We start from the raw sequence: 14,358 nt of genomic DNA, 5'->3' as shown, positions 1-14,358 counted from the left end.
GTCAACCGCCGCGCAGCAGGTCGGGCAGATCGGCGAACGAGTCGATCACGTGGTCCGGGGTACCGTCGGCCCGCGCATGCGTCTCCGGCAGGTACTTGCCTGTCTTGACAAGCACCCCGGTCAGCCCCGCTCGCTGCGCCGCGAGGACGTCGGACTCGATGTCGTCGCCGACCATCATCGCGTCCTCCGCCGCGACGTCGATCAGCCGCAACGCGCTGGCGAAGAAGCTGGCCGCCGGTTTGCCGACGACGTCGGCCTCCACCTTGGCGGCCCGCTCCAGTCCGGCGAGGAACGCCCCTGTATCGAGCTGAAGGCCAGAGTCGGTGCGCCAGAACAGGTTGCGCTGCATCGCCACCAGCCGCGCGCCACGCTGCACGTGCCGGAACGCCGTGTTGAGCGCGTCGTAGGAGAACTCGGGGCCAGCCCCGCCGACCAGGACGACGTCCGGCGTGCCGTCCGTCACGACATCGAGCCCGGCCAGGTCCTCGCCGATGTCGCCGCTGTTCAGCACAAGGCACCGCGCACCGGCGAAGTGCTCCGCGACGTAAGCCGCGGTGGCGACCGGCGCGGTAACGACGTCGTCAATGCCGACGTCGAACCCAGCGTCGGCCAGCGTGTCCGCGATCCAACGACGGGAGCGTGACGTGGTGTTGGTGACCAGCTTCAGCGGATGGCCAGTGCGACGCAGCCAGGCCAGCGCGTCAACCGCACCGGGCAGTGGCCGCCACGAAACCGTGAGCACCCCGTCGATGTCGATCAGCACGCCACGCATCGCGGACTCCTACAGCAACGCCACCGAGAGCGCTTGCGCGATCTCCTTACCGAGCGCGTGGGTGTCCGTGCCGACCTTGACGACCAGCGGCCCGCCGAACGGCTGCCGCTCGACGACCTCGATGCGTTCACCGAGGCCGATCTGCCGGTCAGCGAGGTAGCGCAGCAGGTCAGGATCGGTGTCCCAGACCCGCACGATCTCACCGACGGCGCCGGGTTCCAGCTCGTCGAGGATGCGGGTGGGCAACTCCTCGACACTGCCGTCCGCGGACGGGATCGGGTCGCCGTGCGGGTCGCGTAGCGGGTTGCCGAGCTTCGCCGCGATCCGGTTGATCAGCAGGTCAGAGACGGCGTGTTCGAGCGCGTCGGCCTCGGCGTGCACCTCGTCCCAGGTGTAGCCCAGCTCGGAGACCAGATATGACTCGATCAAGCGATGCCTGCGCAGCACGGATCGGGCCAGCTTCATGCCTTCCGGGGTCAGGCCGATCCCCTTGTACGGGACGTGCGCGACGAGCCCTTGCTGCGAGAGCTTGGTCACCATGCCCGACGCCGAGGACGGGCTGACCTCGAGCCGCGAGGCCAGCGTGGTGTTGGTGACCTCGTCCCCACGCTCGGCGAGGCCGTAGATGACCCGGACGTAGTCCTCGATCGAGGCCGAACGTCGCTGCAACCGATCAGGCATACCCCTACGATACGGGCCCGTTCACCGGGTGATGTGCTGCCGTCAACTCCGCCGTCAGAGCTGCCAGCGGTACTGCACCCAGCCGGTGACCGGCACCGCGCCGAGCTGCGCGTAGAACGCCGTCGCCTTGTCGTTGCCCTCGCGCATCTCCCACTCGACCCTGCCGTCGGTGCGCTTGCGCAACGCGGCCATCAGTTCGGCGGCGAGGCCTTGACGTCGATAAGCGGGCCGGACAAACAGGTCGTCCATCCAGATACCGGGCTTACCCTCCCACGTCGACAACGTCGACCAGCAGAACGCGAAACCGGCCACCGCGCCTGGGTCATCATCCGGATAGGCGATGAGCACCCATGCCTTCGGGGCGGCCCCGAACAGGTGCTCGGTCATCCCCGCACGATCCAGCCGCAGGTCGTGCTTGTCCTCATAAGCGGCGTGCTCCTCGATGAGCGAGCAGATCTCATCGACGTCAGCGCGTGTCGCGTCCCGTACTGGCATGGCCCTCCCTCGCTCAGCTCTCATAGACAATCGCACCATCGATCGCGGTGGCGAGCACGCGGATCTCGCCCAGCGCATCGGCATCGGTGGGATCGGCGGACAGCGCGACGAAGTCGGCGCGCTTCCCGACGTCGAGCGTGCCGAGGTCGCGCTCGACGCGGCCCGCGTACGCCGAGCCGTAGGTATAGGCACGCAGGGCCTCACGCGCGCTGACGCGCTCGTCCGGCGCGAGCACATGCCCGGTCGGGGTACGGCGATGCACCATGTCCGCCATGCCTAGCAGCGGCGCGCCGTTGACCACCGGCCGGTCGGAACTGCCTGGCACGACGCAGCCCGCGTCGAGGAAGCCGCGCTGCCGGTAGCACCAGGCCTCACGCTCCGGCCCGAGCGCGGCCCGCATGCCCTCGCCGATCTCGTTGACGAACCGGCCCTGCGGCACAGGGATGACGCCAAGCGCGGCCACCCGCCGCAGGTCAGGCTGGTCGATGACGGCGCAGTGCTCAATCCGGTGTCGATGGTCGGCGCGCGGGTACTCGGCGAGCGCGGCGGCGTAGGCGTCCAGCACCACGGAGATCGCGCGGTCACCGATGGCGTGCGTGGCGATCTGCCAGCCGGACCGATGCGCGCGCCGGATGATCTCACCGATGTCGTCCTCCGCCGTCTGGAAGTACCCGACGTTATCCGTCTCGCCCGCGAACGGCTGGTGCATCGCGCAGGTACGCCCCACGAGGGAACCGTCGGAGAACAGCTTCATCGGCCCGATCCGCAACCAGTCGTCGCCGAACCCGGTGCGCAGACCCAGGTCGAGGCCGAAATCGACGTCGTCGCCGTCGCCGTGTTCCAGCGGATGCAGCGAGTCGGCGGCGACCATCAGCGCGGTGCGCACCCGCAGCGTGCCAGCATCACGAGCGCGCTGGTACGCGGCCAGCTCGATGGGCGTGTTGCCGACGAGTCCGCTGCCGATGCCCGCTTCCTGCACGCTGGTGATGCCCTCGGTGAGGTACTGCTGACCAGCGCGGTCGATGCCGCGTTCGACGTCGGCCAGTGGCACCGGGTACAGCAGCGGATCGAGCAGCCGTTGCGCCTGCTCTCGCAACAGACCGGTCGGTTCGCCGCCCTCCGCGACGACGTCGCCGCCCGCGGGCACGTTCGCGAGGTCGAGCTGGTTCAGCACCAGCGAGTTCACGACGCACATGTGACCGGTGGTGTGCTTGAGCTTCACGTGGTGCCGTGGTGCGGCCCGATCGAGGCCGTGCCGGTCGGGGTGCTTGCCGAGCTTGGTCTGGTCGTAGCCGCGCCCGACGATCCAGCTGCCTGCCGGCAGCTCGGCGGCGCGCGCGGCGACGGCGGCGTAGACGTCGTCGAGGCTCGCGCAACGAGCGTCGCTGACGTCTAGTTCGTCGAGGCCCGTGCCATACCAGGCCATGTGGTTGTGCGCGTCGTGGAAGCCCGGCACGACGGTGGCACCGGCGAGATCGATGGTTCGTGCCGCGCTGAGCTCGCGCGCCGCGTCGCCCAGCGCGATGATCCTGCCGCCGTGCACGGCCAGTGCGTCGGCAGGCCGGAAGTCCTCGCCGGTCAGCACCCGTGCCCCGGTGTAGACCGCGTCCACCCGCATTCGTCGACCCCCACATCGCCATTGGTAGGTACCGACCCAAACCTAGCCGACCGATCGTTCGATCGTCTAGGCTTGGGAGTCATGACGTCTGCTGACTCAGCGCGCACGGTCGCCATTGACATCGACGACGGCGTCGCCGTGGTCGCGCTCGACCGGCCGCACCGGCTCAACGCGGTGGTGCCCGCGCTCGTCGACGACCTGATCGCGCGACTGGACGAGATCGCGGCGCGAGACGACGTGCGCGCCGTCGTGTTGGCCGGTAACGGCAGGGCCTTCTGCGCTGGCCACGACCTCAAGGAACCGGCACCGACCGGTGATTCGCGCGGCAGATTGGAGCGAATTCAGCATGTGACGCGACGGTTGCGCGCCCTGCCACAGCCGGTAATCGCTGCGGTGCACGGCTACGCGATCGGAGCGGGCGCGGAGTTCGCGCTCGGCTGCGACCTGATCCTCGCCGCGGACGACACGGTATTCGCGTTCCCGGAGGCCGGACTCGGACTCAGCGTCACCGGCGGCGCGTCCCGGCTGCTGCCGTTGCTTGTCGGGCCGGTACGGGCGAAGGAACTACTGCTACTCGGGGAGCGCATCGGTGCCAAGCGGGCGCTGGAGATGGGGCTGATCAATCGGGTCGTCGCCGGCGAACCGCGGGATGCCGCCGTCGAGATGGCCCGCGAGCTGGCTGGCAAACCGTCCTATGCGGTCACGCTGGTCAAACGCGCGCTGGACTCAGGCATCGACGCCTCACTGGAGTCCGTTCTGGAACTCGAAGTCACGCACGCCCTGTTCACCGAGAACACCGCGGCCGTCGCGGCGTCGGCAGGGCGGTTCCGCGAGCGGGGCACGGAGGGCACATGACGGCGCTCGCCGAGATCGACGACCTGTCCTCGCTGGTCAGTCGGGCTGCGGCACGATGGCCGGACCGCACGGCGTGGGTGTTCGACGAGACCGGCACCTCGCTGACGTTCGATGACGTGGCGCGGCAGAGCGCACGGCTCGCCGGAGCGCTGGCCGACTACGGCATCTCGGCTGGTGACCGGGTCGCCGTGATGCTGCGCAACCGGCCAGAGTTCCCGCTGCTGTGGCTGGCGCTCGCCCGCATCGGGGCAGCGATCGTGCCGGTCAATACCAACTATCGCGAGGTCGACGGCGGGCATGTGCTCGCGCATTCCGGCGCGCGACTAGCGGTGGTGGAACCGGAGTTCACCGACCTGCTCGCCCGCATTCGGTCTGCGACCGCGCTGGAGCGGGTGCTGACGCCGGACGATGTCGGTCCGGCAGCTGGCGTCTCCTGGCACGAAAGCACCACCGAGAGCACCGCCACCTCCGGCATCGGCCTCGCTGCCCGCGGGGACGCCGGCACCGCTGTTCCGGAGCAGCCGGTGAACATCCAGTACACCTCGGGCACGACAGGGGCGCCGAAGGGCTGCGTGCTCCCCCACCGGTACTGGGTGACGCTGGCCCGCGGGCTGGTGACCGACTTTCCCGCCATTAGCGACGCTGACACGCTCATCACCGCGCAGCCGTTCCACTACATCGATCCGCAATGGAATGTCGCGTTAGGACTCGCGTCTGGCGCGACGCTTGTCGTGCTCGACCGGTTCCACCCGTCGACGTTTTGGCAGAAGGTGCGCGAGTACGACGTCACCTGGTTCTACTGCCTCGGTCTGATGCCGACGTTGCTACTGCGGCAACCGGAACACCCAGACGACCGGCGGCATCACGTCCGTGCGATCCATGCCTCGGCTATCCCCCGCGACGTGCATGCCGCGCTCGAACAGCGGTGGGGCGTGCCATGGTACGAGGCGTTCGGCATGACCGAGACCGGAGCGGACATCAGGATGTCCGAGGCTGATCACGACGCGCTCGTTGGATCGGGCTGCATCGGCAGGCCGACCCGCGACCGCGAAGCCGTCATCCTCGGCGAGGGCGGCCTGCCGCTACCACGAGGCGAGACCGGTGAGCTGGCGCTGCGCGGCACCGGCCTCATGCTGCGCTACCACGACGACCCCAATGCGACAGAACGTGCGTTTCGCGGCGGCTGGTTCCACACTGGTGACCTTGCCACCATGGACGAGCACGGCCTGGTGTACTACGTGGGCAGGACAAAGGACATGATTCGGCGCAGCGGCGAGAACGTCTCGGCCGACGAGGTGGAGCGCACGCTGCAGCAGCATCCGGACATCTCGCTCGCCGCCGTCATCGCCGTACCAGATGAGGTCCGGGGCGAAGAGATCAAGGCGTTCGTCGTCCCCTCAGGGGACGCGAATCCGAAGCCGGATGAACTAGCTGAGTTCTGTTCGTCCAAACTGGCCTATTTCAAGGTGCCTCGATTTTGGGCGATTGTGGACTCACTACCCACGACACCATCGGAGCGGGTCGCGAAAGGACAATTGCGGGGCAACGACGGCGACGCGCTCGCACGAACTTACGACAGGGTGGAGCAATCATGGCGGTAAACCCGACCCAGACCCGAGTACGCAATGCCGCGATCCGGCTGTTCGCGAAGAAGGGCTTCCACGGCGTCGGCATCAGGGAGCTGGCCCAGGCGGCGAAGGTGTCACCCGCGAGCCTGTACCACTACATCGGCAGCAAGGAGGAACTGCTCGCCGACATCATGTGGGAGAGCCTGGAGCGGCTGCTGTCCGCAGCGATGCTGGCGACAACCGATGTTGCCGACCCGCAGGAGAAGCTCGGGAGGCTGGTCACGCTCCACGTGATCGCACACGCGGTGCAAGCCAAGGAGACCGCCGTCGTCGACAACGAGCTCCGTTCGCTCGCGCCGAAACTGCGCAGGCGAGTGATTGACAAGCGCGATGCCTACGAACAACTGTGGGCGGAGACGATCGAGCAGGGCTCTGAGGCAGGGCTGTTCCGGCCCGATCACGACGGCATCGCCCGGAGGGCACTGCTGGAGATGTGCAGCGGTGTCGCGCGATGGTATTCACCGAAGGGCGAGATCAAGCTCGACAGGCTCGCCAGCCAGTTCACCGACATCGCGCTCCGCTCGCTCAGCACCGGCGACGCCCCACCACAGCCCGACATGGACCGCTGCCGCACCATCGTGAAGTACACCTGGGGCACCCGGGTGTAACCCCACATGCCGTGTCCTGCACTCGTGACGTTGTGTCCGACCTTCCGGACGTCGTGTCCTGCACTCACGACGTCGTGTTCGGCATTCCCGACGCCATGTTGTGCATTCCCGACGACATTGACGCAGCACACGTCGGGATGCGGGACATGACCCGTAGGTTGGACCCATGAGCGTCGCGTGCGAGGTGTGGTGGTCGCGTCCGTTGGCGTCGGCGGACGACTACCTTGACACGCTGGATGACGCGGAACGCGGGCGCTTCGACGCATACCGGCAGAACGCGGACAAACAGCGATTCCTCACCGGTCGGGTGCTCGCTCGGTTCGCCATCGCCCGATGGCTCGGTACCAAGCCCGCCGAGATCAGCTTCGATGCGACCTGCCAGGACTGCGGCAAGGCGCACGGCAAACCGCGCGTCATCGGCCACGACGACGTAGCGCTCTCGCTGTCGCACTCCGGCGACCGGGTGGGCGTCGCGGTCACGACTGGTGTCCCGATAGGACTCGATGTCGAATCCGCCAGCAGGAACGCGACCAACGACCTCATCAACTACGCACTCAACGACACCGAGCGCACGGCCCTGGCCGGGCTAACCTCAGACGACGCCGCTGCCGCGTTCTTCAGTTACTGGGCGCGCAAGGAAGCGCTGATGAAGGCAACCGGGCGCGGGCTGAAGATCCCGCTGCGGAACATTACCCTGTCCGCGCCCGGCGAACCCCCTCGGCTGGTGGCTGCCGATGACGCCGCGCTCGACCCCGCCGCCGCGACCCTGCTCGACGTCGATCCCGGTCCCGGCTACCGCGCTGCCGTTGCCGCGCTGACCAATGTGCCGGTCGAGATCACCGAGCACTGGGCCTCGCTGTGAGTTGAACGTCGGATACAGCGCCCTGAACGTCGAACACGGCGTCACGAGTGCAGGACACGGCGTCCTGAACGTCGGACACGGCGCGCAGGGAGCGCTGGCACCTATGCGTCCAGGTCGACGCCCATGGCTTGCAGCAGTGTCGCGAACTTCGCTGAGGTCTCGGCCAGCTCCGCGTCCGGGTCGGAGGCCGCGACGATGCCGCCACCCGCGTAGAGCCGCATCGAGCGATCGGCGATCTCCGCACAACGGATCGCGACGGCCCACTCGCCGTCGCCAGCGGCGTCGACCCAACCGACAGCACCCGCGTAGTAGTCCCGGTCGAACGGTTCCAGCTCGCCGACCAGCTCGCGTGCCGCGGCGGTGGGCGTGCCGCACACCGCAGGCGTCGGGTGCAGCGCCCTGGCCAGCCGCAACGCACTCACGTCTGGGTCAGCCAGCTCGCCGGTGATCTCAGTGCCGAGGTGCCAGACGGCGGGCGTCGGCGCGAGCGAAGGCGCCGAGGGCACATCGAGCGTGCGGCAGAAGGGCCGCAGCGCCTCGACGACGGCCTCAACGACCAGCGCGTGCTCGGTCTTGTCCTTCGCGGAAGCGAGCAGACCACGCGCGTTGGCCTCGTCGACGTCGGGGTCGGTCGAGCGCGACGCGGTGCCCGCGTGCGGGTGCGCGACCACGCGCGTTCCATAACGACGCACCAGCAGCTCGGGGCTCGCACCCACCAGGGTGCGGTCGCCAGGGAGCGCGGCGGCGTAGGTGAAACCATCCGGGTTGTCCGCGATGAGGTTGTGCAGCACGCTCGCCGGGTCGACATCGTTGGCGAAGGCGATGTCGAGCACCCGCGCCAGCACCACCTTGCGCAGCGCGCCGTCCCGCAGCGGTTCCAACGCGCGCGCCACCGCGTCGATGTGCTTGTCCTGCTCGGGCACGGCGAGCATGCGTTCGGGAACGCCGATCTGGCGCACGGGCAACGCCCGGATCGACTCATGCGCCGGTCCTGCCACCCGTAGCTCGCGAGGCACGACGAGCCGGGGCGCTGGCCCGGCTGTCAGGTCGAAAGGCAGCACGCCAACCGCGAGCGGGGTCGCGGCGTCGTCCAGCTCAGCAGCCAGCGCAGAATCACCCGCGAAGGGGAGTTCGCGCGCGACACCGCGGGCGAACAGCGTGCGCTGCTGGGTGGCGAACAGGAAATCACCACGGCGATAGTCGGCGAGCGCACGTACGGGGTCGGCCACACCCTGGCGCGACATGCTCGCGGTATCCGTCACGGAACGATTGTGGCACTACCCGGCGCACAGGATCCGTGGCCGTGATCAGTGCAACTACCTCGCGAAGACACGCGCGAGCCACCTGGTAGACGCCCGTTAAGGCGTCTACCAGGTCTTATGCCGGCACCTGGCGTGCCGGTGGAGACCTAGGTTGGTATGCGCTACTTGAGCGCGTCGAGCAGTGCGGCGCGTTGCCGCTCACCGAGCCCGGCCGCACGGCGGTCCGGGTCGATACCCGCCTGTTCGAGCAGCGCCGCGACCTTCACCGCACCGAGGCCAGGCACGGCCTTGAGCAGCGCCGCGACCTTGGTCTTTCCGATGGTCTTGTCCTCCTTGGCGCGCTTGAGCACCTTGTCGATGCTCTGCTCGCCGGACTTGATCGACGCAAGCAGCTCGGAACGGGCCTTACGAGCGGCCGCCGCCTTGGCGAGCGCTTCGGCGCGCTGCTCCGGAGTCAACGTGGGCAGAGCCAACGTACTAATCCTTCCTCTTTGCGCTTGATCGTCCTGCCGTCGCGGGCCGCGAACCGACTCGCCCAGGCAGGCACTACTCACTAAGTAAACGCCAACCTGGCCAAACGTGCCTCCTCGACACGCCATATCACCTGGCTAAAGCACTCATGCGAAAGGTGGATATCGAGCGTTGCGAACGGGGTTAGGCTCGCCACAAACCGCTTCCGTGGCCCTACGTGACACCAGGAGTAACCCATGCTCGGCACCATGCAAGACGTCCCGCTCTCTCTGTCTCAACTGCTGCGCTATGGCGCGAGCACACACGGCGCGAGCGAGGTAGTCACATGGACGGACGCCGAACCGAGGCGGGAAACGTTCGCGCAGGTCGGCGAGCGTGCGGCACAGCTGGCGAATGCGCTGCGCTCGCTGGGCATCACCGCTGATCAGCGGGTCGCGACCTTCATGTGGAACAACAACGAACACCTCGAGGCGTATCTCGCGATCCCCGCGATGGGCGCGGTGCTGCACACCCTCAACATCCGGTTGTTCCCCGATCAGCTCATCTTCGTCGCGAACCACGCGGAGGATGAGGTCATCATCGTCGACGGCACGCTGGTGCCGCTGCTCGCCAAGCAGTTGCCCGAGCTCAAGACGGTGCGGCACGTGATCGTCGCCAATGGGGATGCCGCCTCGCTGGAAGCACCCGATGGGGTGAAGGTGCATTCCTACGAAGCGCTGCTCGCCGCACAGCCCACCAGCTTCGACTGGCCCGAGATCGACGAGAACTCAGCCGCCGCGATGTGCTACACGTCCGGCACGACGGGTGACCCGAAGGGCGTCGTCTACTCGCATCGCTCCATCTGGCTGCACTCGATGCAGGTGTGCATGACCGACGGCATGGCGCTCTCGCAGGCCGACAAGGCGCTGGCGATCGTGCCGCAGTTCCACGCGATGTCCTGGGGACTGCCGTATGCGGCGTTCATGGTCGGCGCGTCGCTCGTGATGCCTGACCGGTTCCTGCAGCCTGGCCCGATCGCCGAGATCCTGGCCACCGAGAAGCCGACGTTCGCCGCGGCCGTTCCGACCGTGTGGCAGGGCCTGCTGCAGCACCTGGAGGCCAACCCGCAGGACATCTCGCACCTGCGCGAGGTCGTCGTCGGCGGGTCGGCGGTACCGCCCGCGATGATGCACACGTTCGCGGAGGAGCACGGCGTTCCTGTGCTGCACGCCTGGGGCATGACCGAGACGTCGCCGCTGGGCAGTGTTGCCCGAGCCCCGCAGGGCACATCCGGCGAGCAGGCCTGGGCCTACCGCTACACCCAAGGCCGCTTCCCCGCGTCGGTCCGGGCGCGGCTGATCGACGACTCCGGCGCCGAGCTGCCGTGGGACGGCGAGAGCGTCGGCGAGCTCGAGGTGCGCGGGCCGTGGATCGCATCGGCGTACCACGTGTCCAGCCCGGCCGGCGAGGCCACAGGCACAGTGGACCCGGAGAAGTTCCACGACGGCTGGCTGCGCACCGGCGACGTCGGCCACATCACCCCGGACGGCTTCCTCACGCTGACCGACCGGTCGAAGGACGTCATCAAGTCGGGTGGCGAGTGGATCTCGTCGGTGGAGCTGGAGAACAGCGTCATGGCGCACCCCGCCGTGGCCGAGGCCGCCGTCATCGGCATCCCGGACGAGAAGTGGGATGAGCGGCCGCTGGTCGCCGTCGTACTCAAGGAGGGCGAGCAGGTCTCAGCCGCCGAGTTGCGGGACTTCCTCGGCGACAAGGTGGCCAAGTGGCAGCTGCCGGAGAACTGGACGTTCGTCGACGAGGTGCCCAAGACCAGCGTCGGCAAGTTCGACAAGAAGCGGCTGCGCACCGCCAATGCCGAGGGCGAGCTGGAGATCACCCGGCTGGCGTAGCGTCGCCGGGCGCGGGTCGGCCACACTCGGGGCCGTGTTAGCGGACTTGTTCACCGACGCCGAGTACCCGGCCGACCCGTACCCCGGACGCCGTCCGCCGACGTCGTTCGTCCACGTCGACGGCGTCGGGTACCCGCTGACGGTGGCCAGCGGCGAGTACCTGGTGAACGGCGCGGGCGGCACTGACAGCGTTCCCCTGGACGACTGGCTCGCGGCGCACGGCTCGCCACCCCTGGTGGGCAGGACGCCGGTGCTCGCGTATGGCTCCAACGCCTGCCCGTCGAAGCTCACCTGGTTGCGGGACAACCTCGGGCTCACCGGGCCGGTGGTGGCGGTGCTTGCCTGGTGCACGGGTTACTCGGCGGTGTGGACGACGGGAGTGCGCGCCCGCGACAACCAGCGCACGGTGACGCTCATTCCGGTGCCGGACGTCCCGGACGTCATCGAGCAGCACGCCGTCCTGCTCGTCACCCAAGACCAGCTCAAGGTGCTCGACGTCTGCGAGGCCGCTGATCTGAGCTGCTGGGGCGAGCCGGGCAGGGACGACCCGCGCTACCGGCGCGAGTTGCTGCCGGACGGCGTCGTGACGGTCGACGGCCCCGCGCTGACCGCACCGGTGCACGGCTACGTCGGTTGCCATCCGGACCGGTTCTCTGCACTGGTGGACGGTGCCCCGGTCCGCGCGGTGGATGGCGCCTTCCCCGCACCAGACGCGACGAATGACGCTTTCGCCCCACCCAACGGAGTGAAAGGGTCATACAACGCATCCCACCCCACCCCGCCGCGACGGCCCTGATCACCGCGCGCGATCATTGGCCGTGCTGGGAGGCAGCGATCGCGCGAGGAGGCACGCCATGGCGCTCGACGTGCAGCACGCCGGGAGCCGGGTGCGGCACGCCGTAGAGGTCACTGGCCTGCGCAAACGCTACGGCGACATCGTCGCGCTCGACGACGTCGGATTCACCGTCGGCCCTGGTGAGCTGTTCGGGTTCGTCGGCAGCAACGGCGCCGGCAAAACGACGGCGATGCGCATCATGCTCGGCGTGCTCGCCGCGGATGCCGGTGACGTGCGCTTCGGCGGCGAGCCGATCGACCTCGAGACGCGCGCCCGCATCGGCTACATGCCGGAGGAACGCGGGCTGTATCCGAAGATGACCGTCCGCGACCAGCTCGTGTACCTCGCGCGGCTGCACGGCCTCGCCACCAACGACGCGCACGCCGCCGCGGAGAACTGGATCAGACGGCTCGGCATCGCCGATCGCCGCGATGACGAGATCCAGAAACTCAGCCTGGGAAACCAGCAGCGGGTGCAGCTCGCGGCGGCGCTGGTGCACGACCCGGCACTGCTCGTGCTCGACGAGCCGTTCTCCGGCCTCGACCCGGTCGCCGTCGACGTCATGAGCGAGGTGCTCAAGGAGAAGGCCGCGCAGGGCGTGCCGGTGGTGTTCTCCAGTCACCAGCTCGCACTGGTGGAAGGGCTCTGCGACCGGGTCGGCATCATCCGCGACGGCGCGATGGTGGCGGTCGGCAGCATCGACGAGCTCACCGCGGACGCCACCACCCGGCTGCGGGTCGACGTCGATGCCGCACCGGGCTGGGCGGACCACATCGACGGCGTGCGGGTGGCCGGGTCCGACGGCGGCGCGACGCTGCTCGAATTGGCGCGGGACACCGACGAGCAGGCCGTGCTGCGAGCGGCGATGGCAGCGGGCAGGGTCACCGAGTTCTCCCGGCACCGGCCGACGCTGCCCGAGCTGTTCCGCAACGTCGTCGTCGAAGGGAACGCACAGTGACATCGGCCGCCGCGGTGCGCCTCGTCGCGCAACGGGAACTTGCGCTTCGGCTGCGCACCAAGTGGTTCCTGATCGGCACGCTCGTGATCATCGCGGTGATGGCGGGTTACGTGTTGCTCCAGATGTCGGTCTTCGGCGGTGAGGACCGCAGCAAGATCGGCTTCGCTGGCCAGGCGACCGGACTCTCCGAGCGGGTGGCGGCAGCGGCGTCGGAGCTGGAGATCGACGTCGAGACGACCACCGTCGTCGACCTCACCGCTGCGAGGGCCGATCTCAGCGATGGCTCGCTGGACGCCGTCGTCTCCGGTACCCCCGCCGAGCTGCGGGTGCTGGTCGCCGAGGAGCTGAACCCCAGGCTGCGGGCCGTCCTCACCGGGCTGTCTCAGCAGGAAGTGCTCACCGCGAAACTGGCGCAGGCTGGTGTGCCCAATCCGGCTCGCGTGATGGCGGAAGCGAACGCCACGCGGGTTGAGGTCACCGCGATCGAGCCGAGCGGCGCCGAGGACGAGCAACGGCTCGCCATCGGCGCGATCATGGTGTTCCTGCTGTTCATGTCGATCAACGCCTATGGCACGCTCGTCGCCCAAGGCGTCGTCGAGGAGAAGGCCAGTCGCGTCGTGGAGATCCTGCTCGCGACGATCCGGCCGTGGCAGCTACTGCTCGGCAAGATCATCGGGATCGGGCTGGTCGGTCTCATCCAGCTGGTCGCGATCGCGGGAGCCGGTATCGCACTGGCGCTGGCAGCCGACGTCCTCACGCTGTCCGGTGTCGCCGTTGGCACCCTGGTGTGGGGCGTGATCTGGTACCTGCTCGGGTTCTTCCTGTACGCCGCGCTGTTCGCGGGTGCTGGCGCGCTGGTGTCGCGGCAGGAGGACGCGCAGTCGGTGCTCACCCCGGTGACGATGGTGCTTGTGGTCGGCTTCCTCGCCGGGTTCAACGTGATGATCGCCGACCCCGACGGCACGGCGGCACGCGTCCTGTCGCTGATCCCGCTCATGTCGCCAGTGCTGATGCCGGGGCGCATCGCGGCGGGCGACGTCGCGGTGTGGGAAAGCGCGCTGGCCATCGGGCTCACACTCGCCGCGATCACGCTGGTCACCTACATCGGCGGGCGGATCTACCAGAACGCCGTGCTGCACACCGGCAGCAGGATGAAGCTCACGGCAGCGCTGCGCGGCTGAGCGGCCTCGCTGGCGCCCCCGCTGGCCCGATCAGGCGCTCGTCGAGCACGTACAGCGCGAGCACCGTCTCGGCGCGGTCGGCGGCGGCCAGCAGGGCGGGGTGATCGGCGAGCCGCAGGTCCCGCCGGAACCACAGCACGGCACAACGGTCGGACATCCCGATCATTGTGCCCGGCCCCGCCACCGCTGAGCGCGCCAATGCGCCAGCGACCACCGTCGGCAGCTCAGCTGGCTGCCGACGGT

At 68.7% G+C, this 14,358-nt stretch carries 14 protein-coding genes and 1 pseudogene; 8 read left to right on the top strand and 7 right to left on the bottom strand.

Translation table 11 applies throughout. The features are described 5' to 3' along the window. Position 1 precedes the first annotated feature (1 nt). From AMYHA_RS06355 to AMYHA_RS06340, 4 genes are read right to left on the bottom strand one after another with little or no spacing between them, the layout of a single operon-like run. Positions 2 to 772: a TIGR01458 family HAD-type hydrolase gene (locus AMYHA_RS06355; protein ID WP_034268938.1), complete on the bottom strand. Its 771-nt coding sequence runs from the start codon at positions 770 to 772 to the stop codon at positions 2 to 4. Positions 773 to 781: 9 nt separating this feature from the next. Then, complete coding sequence (locus AMYHA_RS06350) at positions 782 to 1,453, bottom strand: metal-dependent transcriptional regulator (RefSeq protein ID WP_034268935.1); 672 nt, start codon at positions 1,451 to 1,453, stop codon at positions 782 to 784. A 54-nt stretch (positions 1,454 to 1,507) separates the two neighbouring features. After that, positions 1,508 to 1,948 carry a GNAT family N-acetyltransferase gene (locus AMYHA_RS06345; RefSeq protein WP_034268932.1) on the bottom strand — a complete coding sequence of 147 codons (441 nt, stop codon included), beginning with the start codon at positions 1,946 to 1,948 and terminating at the stop codon, positions 1,508 to 1,510. A 13-nt stretch (positions 1,949 to 1,961) separates the two neighbouring features. Further along, on the bottom strand, positions 1,962 to 3,566 hold the full coding sequence (locus AMYHA_RS06340) for an amidohydrolase (RefSeq protein ID WP_034268929.1): 1,605 nt from the start codon (positions 3,564 to 3,566) through the stop codon (positions 1,962 to 1,964). An 81-nt stretch (positions 3,567 to 3,647) separates the two neighbouring features. On the opposite strand from AMYHA_RS06340, the gene AMYHA_RS06335 reads away from it, so the two are divergent. From AMYHA_RS06335 to AMYHA_RS06320, 4 genes are all read left to right on the top strand, one after another. Continuing rightward, positions 3,648 to 4,421 (top strand): enoyl-CoA hydratase/isomerase family protein, encoded by a 774-nt coding sequence (locus AMYHA_RS06335; RefSeq protein WP_034268926.1) that lies wholly within the window; start codon positions 3,648 to 3,650, stop codon positions 4,419 to 4,421. Beyond that, complete coding sequence (locus AMYHA_RS06330) at positions 4,418 to 6,022, top strand: AMP-binding protein (RefSeq protein WP_034268923.1); 1,605 nt, start codon at positions 4,418 to 4,420, stop codon at positions 6,020 to 6,022. The genes AMYHA_RS06335 and AMYHA_RS06330 overlap by 4 nt, the downstream gene beginning before the upstream one ends. Continuing rightward, a complete protein-coding gene (locus AMYHA_RS06325) occupies positions 6,013 to 6,657 on the top strand; it encodes a TetR/AcrR family transcriptional regulator (RefSeq protein WP_034268920.1) in 645 nt (214 codons plus the stop codon). The genes AMYHA_RS06330 and AMYHA_RS06325 overlap by 10 nt, the downstream gene beginning before the upstream one ends. 166 nt (positions 6,658 to 6,823) lie before the next feature. Continuing rightward, complete coding sequence (locus AMYHA_RS06320; RefSeq protein WP_034268917.1) at positions 6,824 to 7,519, top strand: 4'-phosphopantetheinyl transferase family protein; 696 nt, start codon at positions 6,824 to 6,826, stop codon at positions 7,517 to 7,519. A 101-nt stretch (positions 7,520 to 7,620) separates the two neighbouring features. Here AMYHA_RS06320 and AMYHA_RS06315 read toward each other — a convergent pair whose 3' ends face one another. Both AMYHA_RS06315 and mihF read right to left on the bottom strand, forming a co-directional pair. Continuing rightward, complete coding sequence (locus AMYHA_RS06315; protein WP_051399600.1) at positions 7,621 to 8,763, bottom strand: isochorismate synthase; 1,143 nt, start codon at positions 8,761 to 8,763, stop codon at positions 7,621 to 7,623. A 179-nt stretch (positions 8,764 to 8,942) separates the two neighbouring features. Further along, entirely contained in the window at positions 8,943 to 9,254 is a 312-nt protein-coding gene (mihF, locus tag AMYHA_RS06310) for an integration host factor, actinobacterial type (RefSeq protein WP_051399599.1), read from the bottom strand. Between the two features lie 234 nt (positions 9,255 to 9,488). Between mihF and AMYHA_RS06305 the strand changes: the two genes are divergently transcribed. From AMYHA_RS06305 to AMYHA_RS06290, 4 genes are read left to right on the top strand one after another with little or no spacing between them, the layout of a single operon-like run. Then, positions 9,489 to 11,141 carry a long-chain fatty acid--CoA ligase gene (locus AMYHA_RS06305; RefSeq protein WP_034268914.1) on the top strand — a complete coding sequence of 551 codons (1,653 nt, stop codon included), beginning with the start codon at positions 9,489 to 9,491 and terminating at the stop codon, positions 11,139 to 11,141. A 34-nt stretch (positions 11,142 to 11,175) separates the two neighbouring features. Beyond that, complete coding sequence (locus AMYHA_RS25565) at positions 11,176 to 11,937, top strand: hypothetical protein (RefSeq protein ID WP_051399598.1); 762 nt, start codon at positions 11,176 to 11,178, stop codon at positions 11,935 to 11,937. A 58-nt stretch (positions 11,938 to 11,995) separates the two neighbouring features. Further along, a complete protein-coding gene (locus tag AMYHA_RS06295) occupies positions 11,996 to 12,934 on the top strand; it encodes an ABC transporter ATP-binding protein (protein ID WP_051399597.1) in 939 nt (312 codons plus the stop codon). Next, complete coding sequence (locus tag AMYHA_RS06290; protein ID WP_034268911.1) at positions 12,931 to 14,115, top strand: ABC transporter permease; 1,185 nt, start codon at positions 12,931 to 12,933, stop codon at positions 14,113 to 14,115. The genes AMYHA_RS06295 and AMYHA_RS06290 overlap by 4 nt, the downstream gene beginning before the upstream one ends. A gap of 10 nt (positions 14,116 to 14,125) precedes the next feature. Here the strand turns inward: AMYHA_RS06290 and AMYHA_RS06285 are convergent. Continuing rightward, positions 14,126 to 14,272 (bottom strand): annotated as a pseudogene (locus AMYHA_RS06285) (deoxyribodipyrimidine photo-lyase); the annotation flags it as partial. Positions 14,273 to 14,358 lie beyond the last annotated feature (86 nt).

It is taken from the genome of Haloechinothrix halophila YIM 93223 (assembly GCF_000504245.1).
In the GTDB taxonomy this organism is placed as follows: domain Bacteria; phylum Actinomycetota; class Actinomycetes; order Mycobacteriales; family Pseudonocardiaceae; genus Haloechinothrix_A; species Haloechinothrix_A halophila.
This window is presented reverse-complemented; position numbering and strand designations above follow the sequence as displayed.